At 67.8% G+C, this 14,826-nt stretch carries 17 protein-coding genes; 9 read left to right on the top strand and 8 right to left on the bottom strand.

The window, feature by feature from the left end; genetic code table 11:
- The first annotated feature begins 12 nt into the window (after positions 1–12).
- Both CBR61_RS02955 and CBR61_RS02950 read left to right on the top strand, forming a co-directional pair.
- The gene (locus CBR61_RS02955; protein ID WP_088913020.1) at positions 13–987 is read left to right on the top strand and encodes an NAD(P)H-dependent flavin oxidoreductase; all 975 of its coding nucleotides are present in this window, start codon (positions 13–15) and stop codon (positions 985–987) included.
- A gap of 163 nt (positions 988–1,150) precedes the next feature.
- Entirely contained in the window at positions 1,151–1,657 is a 507-nt protein-coding gene (locus CBR61_RS02950; RefSeq protein ID WP_088913019.1) for a hypothetical protein, read from the top strand.
- Here the strand turns inward: CBR61_RS02950 and CBR61_RS02945 are convergent.
- Both CBR61_RS02945 and CBR61_RS02940 read right to left on the bottom strand, forming a co-directional pair.
- Entirely contained in the window at positions 1,618–2,088 is a 471-nt protein-coding gene (locus tag CBR61_RS02945; RefSeq protein ID WP_199797451.1) for a hypothetical protein, read from the bottom strand. The two genes, CBR61_RS02950 and CBR61_RS02945, sit on opposite strands and share 40 nt — an antisense overlap.
- Positions 2,089–2,164: 76 nt before the next feature.
- Positions 2,165–2,425: a zinc-finger domain-containing protein gene (locus CBR61_RS02940; RefSeq protein ID WP_088913018.1), complete on the bottom strand. Its 261-nt coding sequence runs from the start codon at positions 2,423–2,425 to the stop codon at positions 2,165–2,167.
- A 72-nt stretch (positions 2,426–2,497) separates the two neighbouring features.
- On the opposite strand from CBR61_RS02940, the gene CBR61_RS02935 reads away from it, so the two are divergent.
- Positions 2,498–3,451 (top strand): ABC transporter ATP-binding protein, encoded by a 954-nt coding sequence (locus CBR61_RS02935; protein ID WP_088913017.1) that lies wholly within the window; start codon positions 2,498–2,500, stop codon positions 3,449–3,451.
- 2 nt (positions 3,452–3,453) lie between these two features.
- Here CBR61_RS02935 and CBR61_RS02930 read toward each other — a convergent pair whose 3' ends face one another.
- Positions 3,454–3,633 carry a hypothetical protein gene (locus CBR61_RS02930; RefSeq protein ID WP_088913016.1) on the bottom strand — a complete coding sequence of 60 codons (180 nt, stop codon included), beginning with the start codon at positions 3,631–3,633 and terminating at the stop codon, positions 3,454–3,456.
- 209 nt (positions 3,634–3,842) lie between these two features.
- On the opposite strand from CBR61_RS02930, the gene nadB reads away from it, so the two are divergent.
- The 4 genes from nadB (at position 3,843) to CBR61_RS02910 (ending at position 7,826) form a co-directional block, all read left to right on the top strand.
- Complete coding sequence (gene nadB / locus CBR61_RS02925) at positions 3,843–5,459, top strand: L-aspartate oxidase (RefSeq protein ID WP_233996824.1); 1,617 nt, start codon at positions 3,843–3,845, stop codon at positions 5,457–5,459.
- A gap of 182 nt (positions 5,460–5,641) precedes the next feature.
- Entirely contained in the window at positions 5,642–6,565 is a 924-nt protein-coding gene (locus CBR61_RS02920; protein ID WP_088913015.1) for a TraB/GumN family protein, read from the top strand.
- Positions 6,566–6,599: 34 nt separating this feature from the next.
- Positions 6,600–7,499 (top strand): alpha/beta fold hydrolase, encoded by a 900-nt coding sequence (locus tag CBR61_RS02915; RefSeq protein ID WP_088913014.1) that lies wholly within the window; start codon positions 6,600–6,602, stop codon positions 7,497–7,499.
- 168 nt (positions 7,500–7,667) lie between these two features.
- On the top strand, positions 7,668–7,826 hold the full coding sequence (locus CBR61_RS02910; protein WP_088915416.1) for a lasso RiPP family leader peptide-containing protein: 159 nt from the start codon (positions 7,668–7,670) through the stop codon (positions 7,824–7,826).
- Positions 7,827–7,832: 6 nt separating this feature from the next.
- On the opposite strand, the gene CBR61_RS02905 is transcribed toward CBR61_RS02910, so the two are convergent.
- The 4 genes from CBR61_RS02905 to CBR61_RS02895 are packed head-to-tail and all read right to left on the bottom strand — an operon-like array spanning position 7,833 to position 11,350.
- The gene (locus CBR61_RS02905; protein WP_157696474.1) at positions 7,833–8,387 is read right to left on the bottom strand and encodes a VOC family protein; all 555 of its coding nucleotides are present in this window, start codon (positions 8,385–8,387) and stop codon (positions 7,833–7,835) included.
- On the bottom strand, positions 8,366–9,163 hold the full coding sequence (locus tag CBR61_RS16705; protein ID WP_157696473.1) for a sugar phosphate isomerase/epimerase family protein: 798 nt from the start codon (positions 9,161–9,163) through the stop codon (positions 8,366–8,368). The genes CBR61_RS02905 and CBR61_RS16705 overlap by 22 nt, the downstream gene beginning before the upstream one ends.
- Complete coding sequence (locus tag CBR61_RS02900; protein WP_088913012.1) at positions 9,160–9,915, bottom strand: SDR family NAD(P)-dependent oxidoreductase; 756 nt, start codon at positions 9,913–9,915, stop codon at positions 9,160–9,162. Before CBR61_RS02900 ends, CBR61_RS16705 begins: the two co-directional genes overlap by 4 nt.
- 7 nt (positions 9,916–9,922) lie before the next feature.
- Complete coding sequence (locus CBR61_RS02895; protein ID WP_088913011.1) at positions 9,923–11,350, bottom strand: aromatic ring-hydroxylating oxygenase subunit alpha; 1,428 nt, start codon at positions 11,348–11,350, stop codon at positions 9,923–9,925.
- Positions 11,351–11,476: 126 nt separating this feature from the next.
- Between CBR61_RS02895 and CBR61_RS02890 the strand changes: the two genes are divergently transcribed.
- On the top strand, positions 11,477–12,013 hold the full coding sequence (locus CBR61_RS02890) for a VOC family protein (RefSeq protein ID WP_088913010.1): 537 nt from the start codon (positions 11,477–11,479) through the stop codon (positions 12,011–12,013).
- A gap of 247 nt (positions 12,014–12,260) precedes the next feature.
- Here the strand turns inward: CBR61_RS02890 and CBR61_RS02885 are convergent, their stop codons facing one another.
- Positions 12,261–13,070 (bottom strand): helix-turn-helix transcriptional regulator, encoded by an 810-nt coding sequence (locus CBR61_RS02885; protein WP_088913009.1) that lies wholly within the window; start codon positions 13,068–13,070, stop codon positions 12,261–12,263.
- Positions 13,071–13,204: 134 nt separating this feature from the next.
- On the opposite strand from CBR61_RS02885, the gene CBR61_RS02880 reads away from it, so the two are divergent.
- The gene (locus CBR61_RS02880) at positions 13,205–14,818 is read left to right on the top strand and encodes an AMP-binding protein (protein WP_088913008.1); all 1,614 of its coding nucleotides are present in this window, start codon (positions 13,205–13,207) and stop codon (positions 14,816–14,818) included.
- The last annotated feature ends 8 nt before the right edge of the window (positions 14,819–14,826 follow it).

Raw genomic sequence — 14,826 nt, 5'->3', positions numbered from 1 at the left:
AGAACACAGGCCATGAAGACCGCCATCACCGAAATGTTCGGCATCGAGCACCCGATCATCCAGGGGGGGATGCACTATGTCGGGTTCGCCGAGATGGCGGCAGCCGTCTCCAACGCGGGCGGCCTCGGCATCATCACCGGCCTGACGCAGGGCACGCCCGAAAAGCTCGCCAACGAGATCGCGCGCTGCAAGGACATGACCGACAAGCCCTTCGGCGTGAACCTCACCATCCTGCCGACCCTGACCCCGCCCGACTATCCGGGCCTCGTGAAGGCAGTGATCGAGGGCGGCGTGAAGGTGGTCGAGACCGCGGGTCGCAACCCGGTCGAACTGCTCCCGCCGCTGAAGGACGCGGGGATCAAGGTGATCCACAAGTGCACCTCGGTGCGCCACTCGCTCAAGGCGCAGGAGATCGGCTGCGACGCGGTGAGCGTCGACGGCTTCGAATGCGGCGGCCACCCGGGCGAGGACGATGTGCCCAACTTCATCCTGCTGCCGCGCGCCGCCGATGAACTGGAAATCCCCTTCGTCTCGAGCGGCGGGATGGCCGACGGGCGCAGCCTTGTCGCCAGCCTCGCGATGGGCGCGCAGGGGATGAATATGGGCACCCGCTTCATCGCCACCAAGGAAGCCCCGGTGCACGAGAACGTGAAGCAGGCGATCCTCGCCGCGAGCGAACTCGACACCCGTCTCGTGATGCGCCCGCTCCGCAACACCGAACGCGTGCTCAACAATGCCGCCGTCGAACGCCTGATCCAGAAGGAGAAGGAACTCGGCGATGCCGTCACCTTCCAGGACATCATGGAGGAGGTCGCGGGCGTCTATCCCTCGATCATGATGGAAGGCGAGATGGACAAGGGAGCGTGGAGCTGCGGCATGGTCGCAGGGCTGATCCACGACATTCCGACCTGCAAGGAGCTGATCGACCGGATCATGCTCCAGGCGGAGGAGATCATCGCCCGGATGCAGGCGATGGCCCGCGCCTAAGGGCTGATCCCTAGGTAACTCCCCGCATTCTCTGCACTGCCGCACTGCGGCACCATGCTGCGCGTGCGGCACCGATTCTGGAGGGGATCGGCGCCGCGCGCGAGGCTGTGTGCCTCTGTCCGGCTTCGGGAGGCCGTGCGGAGGGTCGGACGGGGAGGTAGCGATGGATCTATGGGATGGCCCGGCGGCGCTGGGCGGGATCATGATGTGCGTGGCGCTCGGCGCCTGGACGCTGGGCCGGTGGCAGGGCGGTCTTGCCGTGCCCGAGGACGGCGCCGGGCGGGCGCCGTGCGATGCCGGGGACGCCGCGCCGGCTCTGCGCACCGCCGCGACCGAGCACCCGACCGCGCCGTGCCAGCAGGACGCGCTCGCCGCACGCCGCGCGGTGCTGGCCGTGGCGGATTCGCTCGGCGAACTCCACGCCGAGATCAGCGCCTATCGGCGCGCCGAGCAAGTGCTGGCGGATGCGGAGCCGAGCGAACTCGTGATGCGGCACCGCTGCGCCGAGACGGGCCGTGCGTGCCGCCATGTCGGCCTCACCGGAGAGCCCATCTGCGATCTTTCGCGTAACGCACGGCGCGCTTGCGCTACGGCGGCTCCCGCCGCCCGGGCGGGCAGCGCGTGCGAGAGTCAGCCTTCGGCCGCGTCCTTCGACCCCTTGCGGGTATAGGGAACGAAGTCCTCGAAGAACACCGCGCCGGTGAAGAAGCCGTTGAACCGGTCGATCGTCGTCATCACGTCGAACCGGCACAGCTGCGAGGCGTTGAAGCGGTTTGTGACGAGCGTATCGGTGTCGTCAATCTGTTCGGGATTGGCGGTGCGCTGCACCCAGATCGTGTCGCCCGCGCCGTAGACGAAGGCGGTGCCGGGGATGGTCTGCACGCGCTGGTTGCCGAACGAGCGGATGCAGGCCTGCGGCTCGCCCGCCACGCGGCCCTCGAGCAGCTTGGCGAGGCGCAATTCACCCTTGGTCGGGGGCACGGGAACGTCGGTGGCGATAGGGGTTTCGGGCGCCGTATCGGCATTCGCGGGAACGGCGAGCAAGCCGCCGGCCAGCACCAGCGGAAGCGCGGCGAGCAGGGCGGAGCGGAAACGGGTCATCGCGGGATCCTTTCGAATCGTCATGCGCGCCTCGTTGCACACAGCGCCTTAACCCGCGCTGAGCGCCCGGCCCGGATCACCGGTGCGCCGGGCTCGCACCCGAGGACACATCGGGCAAGGCGGCCTGGTTCGCGCCGTCCGCCGGGCCGCCACGCAGCACGAAGCGCCGGTCGCAATAGCCGCAGTCGACATAGCCGCGCTCGTCGATCTCGAGGAAAACGCGCGGGTGACCGAGTGCGGCGGGACGATAGCCCGCGCCGCCGCGGATGCCGCTGGCCCCGTCGCACGCCACGCGATGCGTGTCGACCACCAGCACTTCGGGAGGAGGAATGCTCATGGCGCTGCCGATACAGCCCCGCGCCGCGCCGCGCAATTGCCTTTGCCGCGCCCGCGCCCTAGGGCTTCCCGCATGTCAGCCGAACCCGCCATCCGCATCGACAACCTCGTCAAGCGTTATGCCCCGGCAAAAAGTGCCAAGGGCACGGTGAGCGAAGGCAAGCTCGCGCTCGGCGGGGTCAGCTTCGACGTGCCGCAGGGTGCGATCTTCGGCCTGCTCGGCCCGAACGGCGCGGGCAAGTCGACGCTGATCAACATCCTCGCCGGGCTGGTCAACAAGACCGCAGGCCACGTCGACATCTGGGGTTTCGACATCGACGCCCATCGCCGCAATGCCAGCCGCTCGATCGGGATCGTGCCGCAGGAGATCGTCTTCGATCCCTTCTTCACCCCCTTCGAGGTGCTGGAGAACCAGGCCGGCTTCTACGGTATCCCCGCCGCCCTGCGCCGCAGCGAGGCGCTGCTCGAGGCCGTTCGCCTCTCCGACAAGCGCGATGCCTATGCGCGCACCTTGTCGGGCGGGATGAAGCGGCGGCTGCTCGTCGCCAAGGCGATGGTGCATTCGCCGCCGATCCTCGTGCTCGACGAGCCCACCGCCGGGGTCGATGTCGACCTGAGGCGCCAGCTGTGGGATCTGGTCGGCGAGCTCAACCGCGAGGGCGTGACGGTGGTGCTGACCACCCACTACCTCGAGGAAGCCGAGGAGCTGTGCGACCGCATCGCGATCATCAACCACGGCAGGCTGATCGCCAACAAGCCGACCCGCGAACTGGTCGAGATGGCGCGCGAGAAGATCGTCGTCGTCACCGCTGCCGCCGATCTCGCCGCCGCTCCTTCGCACGAGGCCTTCGCACGGGTCGAATGGGACGGCGCGCGGGCAGTCGAGGTGGCCTATGACAAAGACCGCCTCAACGCCGGGCAGGTGCTCGCCATCCTGCAGGCACAGGGCCTCACCATCGAGGATGTGACCACCCGCGAAGCCGATCTGGAGGACGTGTTCGTCCAGCTGACCGCAGGAACTGCCTGACCTCAGGCGCCGTCGATCCCGACATCCGTCTTGCGCCGCCGCCAGTCGCGATGGCTGTTGCGTTCGATCGGCCTGCCGCAATGACGGCAGTTGCCGACGAATGTGAGCCCGTCCCACGTGATATCGCGGCGGCGGGGCTCGTGCTGATTGATGAAGCAGCCGAAGAACCAGAGGTAGGCCATGGGAGAGGTCGCCTGTAATGCCGGTTTGCACCTGAAGACATCATGCACGCCCGCGTCCATGCGTCCTTTGGACACTCTGGATACAGGTGCGCCACACGGTCGGGCGGGAGCCCGGCGACCCGTGGAAATACTTATCTCGTTTTGAAGTAAATCAAACGGCATTTTTGATCACCCTTGCCCCTTTCCCGCTTCCGCGCCATGGCGCGGTCATGGCGATGGACAAGGCATTGCGATCACCCGGCGACACCCCCGCGCACGACGTGCTGGTGATCGGTTCGGGAGCGGCGGGGCTGACGGCGGCGCTGGCGCTGGCCGAGAAGTGCCGGGTGCTGGTGCTGGCCAAGGGCTCGCTCACCGGCGGCTCGACCGCCTGGGCACAGGGCGGCATCGCCGCGGTGCTCGATGCGGGCGACACCTTCGAGGATCACATCCGCGACACGATGGTCGCCGGCGCGGGTCTCAACGACCTTGCCACGGTGGAATTCGTGATCGAACGCGCGCCGCGCTCGATCGACCGGCTGTGCGAGCTGGGCGTGCCCTTCAACCGCGACGCCGATGCCCTGCACCTCACCCGCGAGGGCGGCCATTCGCACCGCCGGATCGTCCATGTCGATGACGCCACCGGCTGGGCGGTGCAGGCGGCACTGCTGCGCGCGGCGGAGGCCAACCCGAACATCACCCTGCTGCCCGGCCGGACCTGCATCGACTTCATCACCGACCGCCACCGCGAGCACTTCTCGGCCGCGGGCCGTGTGTGGGGTGTCTATGCGCTCGACGAGGCGACCGGCCATGTCGAGCGGCACGTGGCGCGCGCGACAATCCTCGCCAGCGGCGGGGCAGGGCGCGTCTACCAGTTCTCCACCGCCCCGCGCGGCGCGACCGGCGACGGCATCGCGATGGCGTGGCGAGCGGGCGCGCGGGTCTCCAACATGGAGATGATGCAGTTCCACCCGACCTGCCTCTACCACCTCGAAACCAAGAATTTCCTCATCACCGAGGCGGTGCGCGGCGAGGGCGGGCGGCTGATCAACCCGCGCACCGGCAAGCGGTTCATGACCTTCTACGATCCCGAGCGGATGGAGCTTGCGCCGCGTGATGTGGTGGCAAGGGCGATCGATGCCGAGATCAAGCGGTTCGGGCTCGACTACGTCCATCTGGACATCAGCCATGAAGACCCGGACTTCGTGCGCGGGCACTTCCCGACGATCCACGACAAGCTGATGGGCCTCGGCATCGACATGACGAAGCAGCCGATCCCGGTTGTCCCCGCGCAGCACTACACCTGCGGCGGGGTGGTGGTGGATCTGGCGGCACGCACCGACGTGCCAGGCCTTTGGGCGGCGGGCGAATGCACCGAAAGCGGCCTCCACGGCGCGAACCGGCTGGCGTCCAACAGCCTGCTCGAATGCTTCGTCTTCGGCGAGGCCGCCGCGCAGGACATTCTTGCAAGGTGGGAAACATTGGAGGCGCCCCCCGCGATCCTCCCGTGGGACGAAAGCCGCGTGACGGACTCCGACGAGGAAGTCGTCATCAAGCAGAACTGGACCGAAATCCGCCGCTTCATGTGGAACTATGTCGGCATCGTGCGCACCACCAAGCGGCTGGAGCGCGCCGCGAGCCGCATCGAGTTGCTGAAGCGCGAGGTCGAGGACTACTACGGCGCCTTCCGCGTGACGACCGACCTGATCGAACTGCGCAACCTGCTCCAGTCCGCCGAGCTGATCGTGCAATCGGCGCTCCGCCGCAAGGAGAGCCGCGGGCTGCATTACACGCTCGATTATCCCGAGCTTGCGGACGAGGCGAAAGATACGGTGCTGGTTCCTTAGGCGACCTGTTTCCGTTCGCGCTGAGCTAGTCGAAGGGCCGTCCTCCACTTTGGCTTCAGCGACCACTGGAGAAAAAGGCAGTGCTTCGACAGGCTCAGCACGAACGGGGGGAGGCAAGTTCGGCCAGCATTCAGGCTCGGCGCTCTAGCGATGTGCCAAATGTTGCATCGAAGGGGCGCACGATGAAGAAGTTGCTGATTTTCCTGTCCCTTGCGGCTCTCGCTACCGCGCCGCTCGCCGCGCAGCAGCCTTCCGAGGAAAACGCCATCGTCGTCACCGCCCAGCGCTCGGGCGCGCCGATGTGGGTTGTCGAGACGCCCTCCGGCACCGTGATTCTCGTCGGCGAGATCCGGGCGATCCCGAAGACCACCCCGTGGGAGCCCGCGCGGCTCGAGGAGGCCACCAAGGTCGCCGACCGCGTGATCCTCGGCGCGCGGCCCAGGATTTCGCCGGGCGACGTCTTCCGGCTGATGTTCTCGGGCGGCAAGCTCACCAAGCTGCCCGACAAGACCGTGGCTTCCGATTACCTCGATGCAGCCCAGCTCCAGCGCCTTGATACCCTCGCCGCCGCGCACAAGAAGGACTATGCGCGCCAGTCCTTCCTCCTCACCTCCTTCCGGATGCTGCGCGAGGAGCTGCGCTTCAACAAGGACACCGCGCGCGACGCATCGGACGTGGTCAAGGACGCCGCCGAGAAGGCCGATGTCGCGATCACCCGCGCGGCGACCCTCAGGGGCGAGGACGTGATCGACAACCTGTTCGAGGCGCTCCCGCAAGCGCACATCCCCTGCCTCGTCGCGGCGATGGATGCCGTGGAGGCGGGGCCGCAGATCGTCGAGGAGCGCGCCGCGAACTGGCGGCGCTTCAGGATTCCCGCCGTGATGGACAACCCGCTCGAAAGCGCGCTCGGCCAGTGCTGGCCCTGGGCGGACGAGACGCTCGGCAGCGAACTCAGGACCATCTGGGTCGACCGCATCGCCGAGGCGAGCGCCGCCAAGGGCACCACGCTGGCAGTCGTGCCGCTCAGGGTGTTGGCGGAAGGCGGCGGGGTGCTTGACCAATTGGACGCGCGCGGCTTCGATATCGCCGGACCCCCGTGGAAGTGACCGCCGGGGCCGCGCGAGAGGATCACACCGCCCCATGCCCACCGTCACCACCCCCAACACCGGCATCGAACTCTTCTACGAGGAGCAGGGCGATCGCCAGGCCGAGGTGATCCTGCTGGTCATGGGCCTCGGCGCGCAGATGACCCTGTGGCCCGACGAGCTGGTCGAGGCGCTGGTCGGCGAGGGCTTCCGCGTCATCCGCTACGACAACCGCGACATCGGCCTCAGCCAGAAGATGGAAGGCGCCCGCGCGCCCTCCCCCGCCGTCCAGGTCCTGCGCAAGAAGATCGGCTTCCCCGCGAAGGTCCCCTACACCCTGAAGGACATGGCCGACGACGGGATCGGCCTGCTCGACGCACTGGGGATCGCCAGGGCGCACGTGGTCGGCGCCTCGATGGGCGGGATGATCGCGCAGCTGATGGCGGTGCATCACCCCGACCGGCTGATGACCCTGACCTCGATCATGTCGACCACCGGCAACGGCAAGCTCCCTCAGGCCGAACCTGCCGCGATCAATGCCTTGACCGCGCCCCTCAAGGGCATGGACGAGGACACGCTGGTCGCCCACGGCCTCAACATCATCCGCAACATCGGCACGCCCGACAGCCCCGAATTCCCCTTCGACGAGGCGCACCAGCGCGAACGGGTGGTGCGGGGCGTGCGGCGCTCGGTCTATCCGCCGGGACTGCCGCGCCAGCTCGCCGCGATCATCGACGACGGCTGCCGCCGCACCCGCCTCGCGCAGGTGCGCACCCCGACGCTGGTGCTGCACGGCGAGGCCGATCCGCTGGTCAGGCTCGCCGCCGGCGAGGACACTGCGCGGCACATTTCCGGCAGCCGGCTGGTGACGATCCCCGGCTGGGGGCACGACCTGCCGCTGAAGCTGGTCCCGCGCCTCGCCAGCGAGATCGCGGGGCACGCGAGGGGGCAGTAGATCCGCCCGCGGGCGGATACCGCAAACGATACACCTAACCGGACCGCCCGTGCCGAAGTTTCGACGAGGCGCGCCGGGCCAGCGTCATTTCCTGCTCAGGATCAGGGTGGCGGCACGCAGTCGCACATAATTCTGGAGGTGCTGACCACAGCATCAAAGGAGATGCAGATGACCCGCCGCACCTACCACGCTCCGCAGCTCCAAGAGCTCGGTACCTTCGAACGCCTTACCCAGGGCGCCGGCTGCCCCGACGCGCTGGATGCGACTTTCCCCGCCGGCACTCCGATCGGCGACCTCACCTGCGGACTCGAGGACGGCCTGTCCTGACCGCCATTAGCGCTGGGTGACGAAGGGCCTGATCGCCAGGTCGCCGGGGCGGGCGGCGGCGGCATCGCGCGCTTCGGCATACATCGCACGAATGATCGGCAGTTCGGGATAGATCTCGGTCATGAAGCCGAGCAGCGGCCGCGTGTCGACATAGCAGATGTGGCGGCCGGCAAAGCCGAACTCGCTCACCACCGGAAAGCCCTGCGCGACGAAGTGATCGCGCGTGCTTTCGTAATCGGCGGCGAACGTCGCGCAGTGGTGGAGCACCGGCCCGCCATCGGCGTGCAGCATCTCGTGGAAGGCGCTAGGGGCGTCGGAGGCAACCTCGATCACCTCGACATTGATCTCGCCGGTCTGGACGAAGACTCCGCGGATGCGGATCGGCCCTGCAGGCTCGCCCCGATAGGTGTGGTCGGCAAGCACGCCTTCGGTGCCGCCACAGAACGGGCCCCAGCCATAGGCGTGGTTCAAGGCGGCGCAGCCTTCCTCGAGGCTGCGCACGAGGAAAGCCATCTGAACGAGGGTGACGGGCAGGATGCTCACGCCCGCGCGTCCAGCCACGCGCGGGAGGTCCTCGCGCATTGGCGGGCGCGTTCGGCAAGGTCGGGGAAGGCGTCGCGCAGCGCGGCGCTGCGTTCCTCGATCGCCAGCGGCAGGTGATTGGGGAGTGCGTCCAGCATCGCCGCAAGCGGAAGCCCGCCCTGCCCCAGAGGCAGGCGGCGGTTGATCGCATCGTCGATGATCGCGTCGAAGTCGCTGGTGTCCGGCCCCTCGGCGGGCGCGTCGCAGGGCTGGCAGTAGCTGAACCATTCGCGCGGGATCGCCTTCAGGTCTTCGGCGGTCCCGCCGGAGCGCGCCCAGTGGAGCGTGTCGACCAGCAACGCCTTGGCCTCGCCCTCGACCGCCTCCAGCACCGCACGCGCCATGTGGATGGTCTTGACCTCGGTGAAGATGCCGAATTCGAGATTGACCCTGACCCCGGTGCCCGCCGCGCGGGTAACGAGCGTCTGGAACTTGGCGGTGGTGGCGGCCATGTCAGGGTCGCTCGAGACGCAAAGGAGGTTCCTTGCGCCCAGCTCTGCCGCGATGTCGACCAGCTCGCCGAGCCACGGATCGGGCGCGCCGGGCTTGATCCAGGCGACCTCGACATCGAGCAAATCGACGCCCGCGTCTCGCGCCTGCTGGCGGATGGCCCGGGTGGTGGCCGGGCTCCAGCTGTCCTGCTCCACCCACATTCCGCCGAAATCGAAATCGCTCGCGGCGGCGCACTCGATCAGCTGCGAAGGCGTCGCCTCGGGCATGATCCCCGCGGCGAGCGAGATGAGCCGCTTCGTCACAAGGTCTGGCCATCGTCGAGCACGAAGTTCGCGCCGGTCACGAACTCCGCCGCATCGGAGCACAGGAACAGGATCATCGCATCCAGCCCCTCCTCGCCCATCAGCCGGCGCTTGGGGAAGCGGGCGATCTGCTTCCGGCCGCCCTCGGTGTCGAACCACGCATCGTTGATCGCGGTGCGGATGTAGCCGGGGGAGACGGTGTTGACGTTGATCCCCGCCCGCACCCATTCGCGCGCAAGTGTGCGGCCCGCCTGCACCACGCCCGCCTTGGACGCGGCATAGGCGACGAGGCCGGGGGAAGGCTCGAAGGCGGTGATCGACGCGATCAGCACGATGCGCCCGCCGGTGACGCCCTGCGCCATCATCCGCTTCGCGCCCTCGCGCGCCGTCAGGATCGCGCCTTTCAGGTTGATCGCGAGCGTGGCCTCGATCTCCTCCTCGGAAATGGTGGTCGCCATGCCTGCCCCGTCGACCCCGGCATTGGCGATGACGGTATCGACAGGGCCGCCGAACGCGGCCTCGGCGGCGTCGAAGCCGGCGATGATGTCGGCCTCGCGCGCCACGTCCATCGTGACGGCGGCGGCGGCGGGGCCGATCTCGGCAGCGAGTGCCGCCAGCCGGTCGGCCCGCCGCGCGCCCAGAGCCACCCGCGCGCCGCTTGCCGCAAGGATGCGCCCGAAGCGGGTGCCGAGGCCCGAGGACGCGCCGGTGACGAGCGCCGTGCGCCCGGTGAGGTCGAAGGAGAAGCTCATGCCGGCGCTACTTAACCGCGGGCAACTCCCCGTTCACGTATTTCATCAGCGTCGTCTGGAAATGCCGCACGCGGCTGTCCTGGTAGTGGCCGAGCTCCATCAGCCCGTCCTTCATCGCCTTCATGCCTTCCTGCACATAGGGCAGGTTCGCCATGTCCTGATCGAAGACGTTGGCGAGCTGCGGGCCCATCTTGTCGGCGGCCCAGGCGAAGGGCTCGTCGTCGGGGATATAGGTCATTTCCACCGCGCGCGGCCGCGGCTGCCCCTTGGGGGTGGGGAACAGCAGGCGGATCTCCATGATGCACCAGTCCGGCGTGTCGCCAGGGAGCCAGCGGTAGACCAGCGTCGGCAGGAAGCCGATCCACGGGGCGAAGTTGGGGAAGATGTTGTAGGTGAAGTTGTCGAGGATCTCGGTGTCGGCGGCGTCCGAATAATCGTAGCCGTACTGCTCCGCGAACCCCTTGCGGCCCGCCTCGGCGAGGATCTTGCGCGCGCCGAGCGGATCGTCGGCGTCGTAGCCCTCAGCCGGGCTCTCGCTCGCGGAGAAACGGCGGTTGGTGCGCGCGTCCTGCCCGCCCGAGAACTCGTTCATCTTCTCGAGCACGTAGTCCGAGTTCTTGCCCTTCACGTGCGGGCTGAGCACCCCCGAGGGCGTGATCGCGCGGTTGAAGTGGTCGCCGATCAGATCGTAGCGGGTATTGGCATCGCCGAGGAAGGCCAGCAGTTGCGGGTGGGTTGTGATCGAGTGCCAGGCCTCCATGAAGGCCTCGGCGGTGGCCTTCCAGTTGGCCGGGATCTTCTTCTGCACCCACATCCCGGTGTAGCGATTGGCGAAGTCGTAGCGTTCGTAATGCGACGCGGCGGGGCCGAGCCAGGTCTTGAAATCGGGCAGGGCGTGGTTTTCGGTGAGCATGACGAAGCCCTGCCACAGCTCGACGCGTGCCTGCGGCAGGTCCATGTCCTTGCCCTCGAGGTGCTTGAAGTCCCACGAACAGGGGATTTCCTTGAGGCTCCCGTCGTTCCTCCACGTGAACCCGTGGAACGGGCAGCGCAGCTGCACCGACTGGCCGCCCTCGGTGCGCAGCTTGCGGCCGCGGTGGAGGCAGGCGTTGTAGAAAGCCTTCACGCTGCCGTCCTTCTGGCGGATCAGCAGGAAGCTCTTGCCGGCGATGTCGAACACCACCGTGTCGCCCGGGTCCGGCATCTCGTCCTCGCGCGCGGCGAAGAGCCAGACGTTGGGCCACATCTTCTCGCGTTCCAGGCGGGCGAAGTCCTCCGAAATGTAGGGCGCAACCGGGAGCGGATCGTCGCCCATCTCGATATGCGATTCCTCGAAAAGATAGTCGGGCGGGCGGCGGGTGTCGCCGTTCAGCATGTCGGTGTAGCTGATCCCCGGGCAGCGGTCAGCGCGGGCGATGTCCTTGATTTCGTTCATGAGCCTGAAGCGTCCTCTTGCCGGGGTTTGCCCCCGTCCCTTGTCCCTCGCACTTTGTGCAGTGTCACCGCCGGGGAATATCACACAGCTTGGACAAGGGGTCACCCTATCGGATTGGAGAGGAACATGGCTGTTGCGGGGAAAATCGCGTCGCTGGGCGAGGTGATGCAGCTCGCCTTCGTGCCGGAAGATTTCGACGCGGCGGTGAAGCACTGGACGGAAGGGATGGGGGTGGGACCGTTCTTCGTGATCGAGGGCATCCACCTCGAGGGGATGAAGTATCGGGGCCAGCCAACGGATGCCGTATTCGACCTCGCGCTGGCCTATTGGGGCGATATCCAGATCGAGCTGATCCGCCCGCGCGACGAGCATCCTTCGATCTATCGCGGCCAGTACGGATCGACGGGCAACGGGCTGCACCACGTGTGCATCCTGGTCGACGACATCGCCGAGGCCCGCCGGGTGTGCGCCGAGGCGGGGGCCGAGGTGGTGATCGAGGGGACCTTCGGGACGAGCCAGGTGATCTATGTCGATCCGGGCACCGGGCCGGGGACGCTGGTAGAAATATTGCAGCAGGCCAAGGACGGGCCAGACCTGTTCGGGATGATCAAGGCGGCAGGGGTCGGCTGGGACGGCTCGGAGCCGCTGCGGAAGCTGGGTTAGCTTCTCTCGTCATTGCGAGCGGCGAAGCCGCGCGGCAATCCAGAGTGCAGCGCGAACCGCTCTGGATTGCCGCGTCGCCTGCGGCTCCTCGCAATGACGAAGGAAAGCGCTGATCCGGCCCGCAGGGCCGCGAGCGCACGCGCGAGCCGCAGGTGCCCCGCAGCGAAGCGAAGGAAGCGTGCCCTCAAGTAGCGAAGCGGTAGGGCAACAAAGACTCACCGAGGACGCGGCCGCGGAGGCGGCCGCGCTAGTCAGACGCCCCCAGATACCCGAGCTGGCCCGCCTTGAAGATCGTCTGCGCGCGGTTGACGCTGTCCAGCTTCTCGCCGGCGCGGTGGATGTGATAGCGGATCGTGGCGTGCGACCGGTTGAGGATCATGCTGATCTCCTTGTCGGTCTTGCCGATCGCCGCCCAGCGCAGGCATTCGACCTCGCGCTTCGAAAGAACGCAGTCTGACGGGATCCGCCGCTTGGTGCGGTGGGCCTGGACGTAGCCGGCGACGAAGCACCGCGTCACCATCGCGAAGAGCGCGCCGTATTCGGCGAACTCGGCCGAAAGGTCCTCCTTGGTGCGGTCCTGGCTGATGAAGCTCGACGCGCTGATCTGGCCGAAGGGCAGGTGGACGGGGATCACGATCGCCGCCTTGCACAGCGCGCGACGCTCGAAATCGTTGAGGTCGATCTCGGCAAGGTAGTGGTTGCGCCAGCGGGTGTTGAAGCCGTGGCGGTTCACCCAGAAGGGTTCGCTCTCGTAGCGGCAGGCACGCGGCAGCGGCGAGTGGAGCGCCAGCCGGTGATCCTCCCACCAGCGCGCGCCATCGTCGAGCCAGCGGAAGATGTCGGCGTTGAGGATCGTGCCCTCGGCATCGACCATCGGCTCCTTGGACGAGATGTCGTCGCAAACCGCGATCTGCATCCCCCGCTCCTGCGCGATTCGCGCCAGCGCGACGGCGGCATCGTGGATGTCCTCGGGGCAGGTGATGGTGACGGAATCGAGCAATTGCTCAAGGGATTCGCGGCCTTGCGGTGTCCGCAGCTCGACAACATTATGGGCCATTGTCAGCCTCGCTCCTCTCCATTGTTCTCCCGCCGGTCCAGTCTAGCGCAAGATCCGGCAAAGTCCTCATCATTTACCTAGGGGAAGCGCGGCGTGGCAGGGGCTAGCGAAAATGACGAGGAGAGAGGCGGCATATGGCGTTTGCAGGTGCGAATTTCGGGGTTGTGCTGAAGGCGCTCGCGGCGGCGATCCCGGCGGAGCGGCCCGCGCTGGTCCACGGCGAGCGGGTGGTGACCTGGGGCGAGCTCGACGCGCTGACCGACCGGATCGCGGCGGGGCTGGTCGCCCGCGGGTTGAAGCCAGGCGACATCGCCGGGCAGATGCTGCGCAACACGCCCGAATACCTGCTCGCCTGGTTCGGCTGCGCAAAGGCAGGAGTCACGCCGGTCAACGTCAATTACCACTACAAGGCGCGGGAACTGGCGGACATCTTCAACCGCTTCGGCCTGAAGGGGCTGTTCGCCGAGAGCGATTTCGCAGACCTCGGGCGCGAGGCCATGCCGAACGGCACGCTGACGGTGGATGTCGGCAGCGGCGAATGGGCGGCGCTGTGCGACGCGCCCATGCCCGATGGCTTTGCGCCGCATGATGACCCGGAGGCGCTGTTCCTCACCGCCACGGGCGGCACCACGGGGATGCCCAAGGCGGTGATGTGGCCGATGGATCAGGCCTGGGGTGCCTTCAACATCGGGGTGTGGCAGCGCCCGCCCGGCACACCGCCGCTGGTCGCCGGGAGCCTTGCGGAGCAGGTCGCCGAGGCGGAGCGGATCGGCCCGGATCATCCGGCGAGCACCTCGCCGCTGCTGCTGCTCTCGCCGCTGATGCACGGCGCGGGGCAATTCACTGCGCTGATCCACCTGCTGAAAGGCGGCACGCTCGCGCTGCTGCCCGCCGCGAAGTTCGACGCCGATCTGGCGCTGGACGAGGTGAAGCGGCTCGGCGCGCGCGGCATCTTCATCGTCGGCGACGCCTTCGCGCTTCCGCTCGCCGATCGGCTGGACGCGCGGGGCGACGGGGCCGAGGTGCTGGCATCGCTGCGAAGCATCACCTCCTCTGGGGCGGTATTCTCGCCCGCGCTGAAGCAGCGGCTGATCGCGCATCACCCGGCGCTGATGATCGTCGATGCGCTCGGCTCCTCGGAAAGCTCGGGCACCGGAATCGTCATCACCACCGCGCAGGGCTCCACCGGCGGGGGCAAGTTCCAGCCGCTCCCGGGTCGCGACACGAAGCTGTTCGACGAGCATCTGAACGAGATCCCCCCCGGCACCGACGGCATCGGCATCGTCGCGCGCACCGGGCCCCTGCCGCTGGGCTATCTCGGCGAGGACGAGAAGAACGCCCAGACCTTCCCCGTGATCGACGGCCGACGCTGGCTCATGACCGGCGACCGCGCGCGCTGGGCGGCGGACGGGACGCTCGAATTCATCGGCCGCGACAACATGTGCATCAACACCGGCGGCGAGAAGGTCTTCCCCGAGGAGGTCGAGGCGGTGCTGCTCGAACACCCGGCGGTGAAGGACGTGCGGGTGGTGAGCCTTCCCGACCCGCGCTTCGGGCGCAAGGTCGTCGCCGTGGTGCAGCCCGAGGGCGCGGTCGACGATACGGCGCTCGATGCCCATGCCCGCGCGGGGCTGGCGGGCTACAAGATCCCGCGGCTCTACATCCTCACCGACCGATCGCTCAGGCTCAACAACGGCAAGCCCGACTACCGCACGGCGCAGGCACTGGCCGACGCGGCGGCGGGGTAAAGCGGGAA

Source organism: Porphyrobacter sp. CACIAM 03H1, from assembly GCF_002215495.1.
Classification (GTDB): Bacteria; Pseudomonadota; Alphaproteobacteria; order Sphingomonadales; family Sphingomonadaceae; genus Erythrobacter.
The sequence above is the reverse complement of the archived record's forward strand: the minus strand, read 5'-3'. Positions and strand labels throughout refer to the sequence as shown.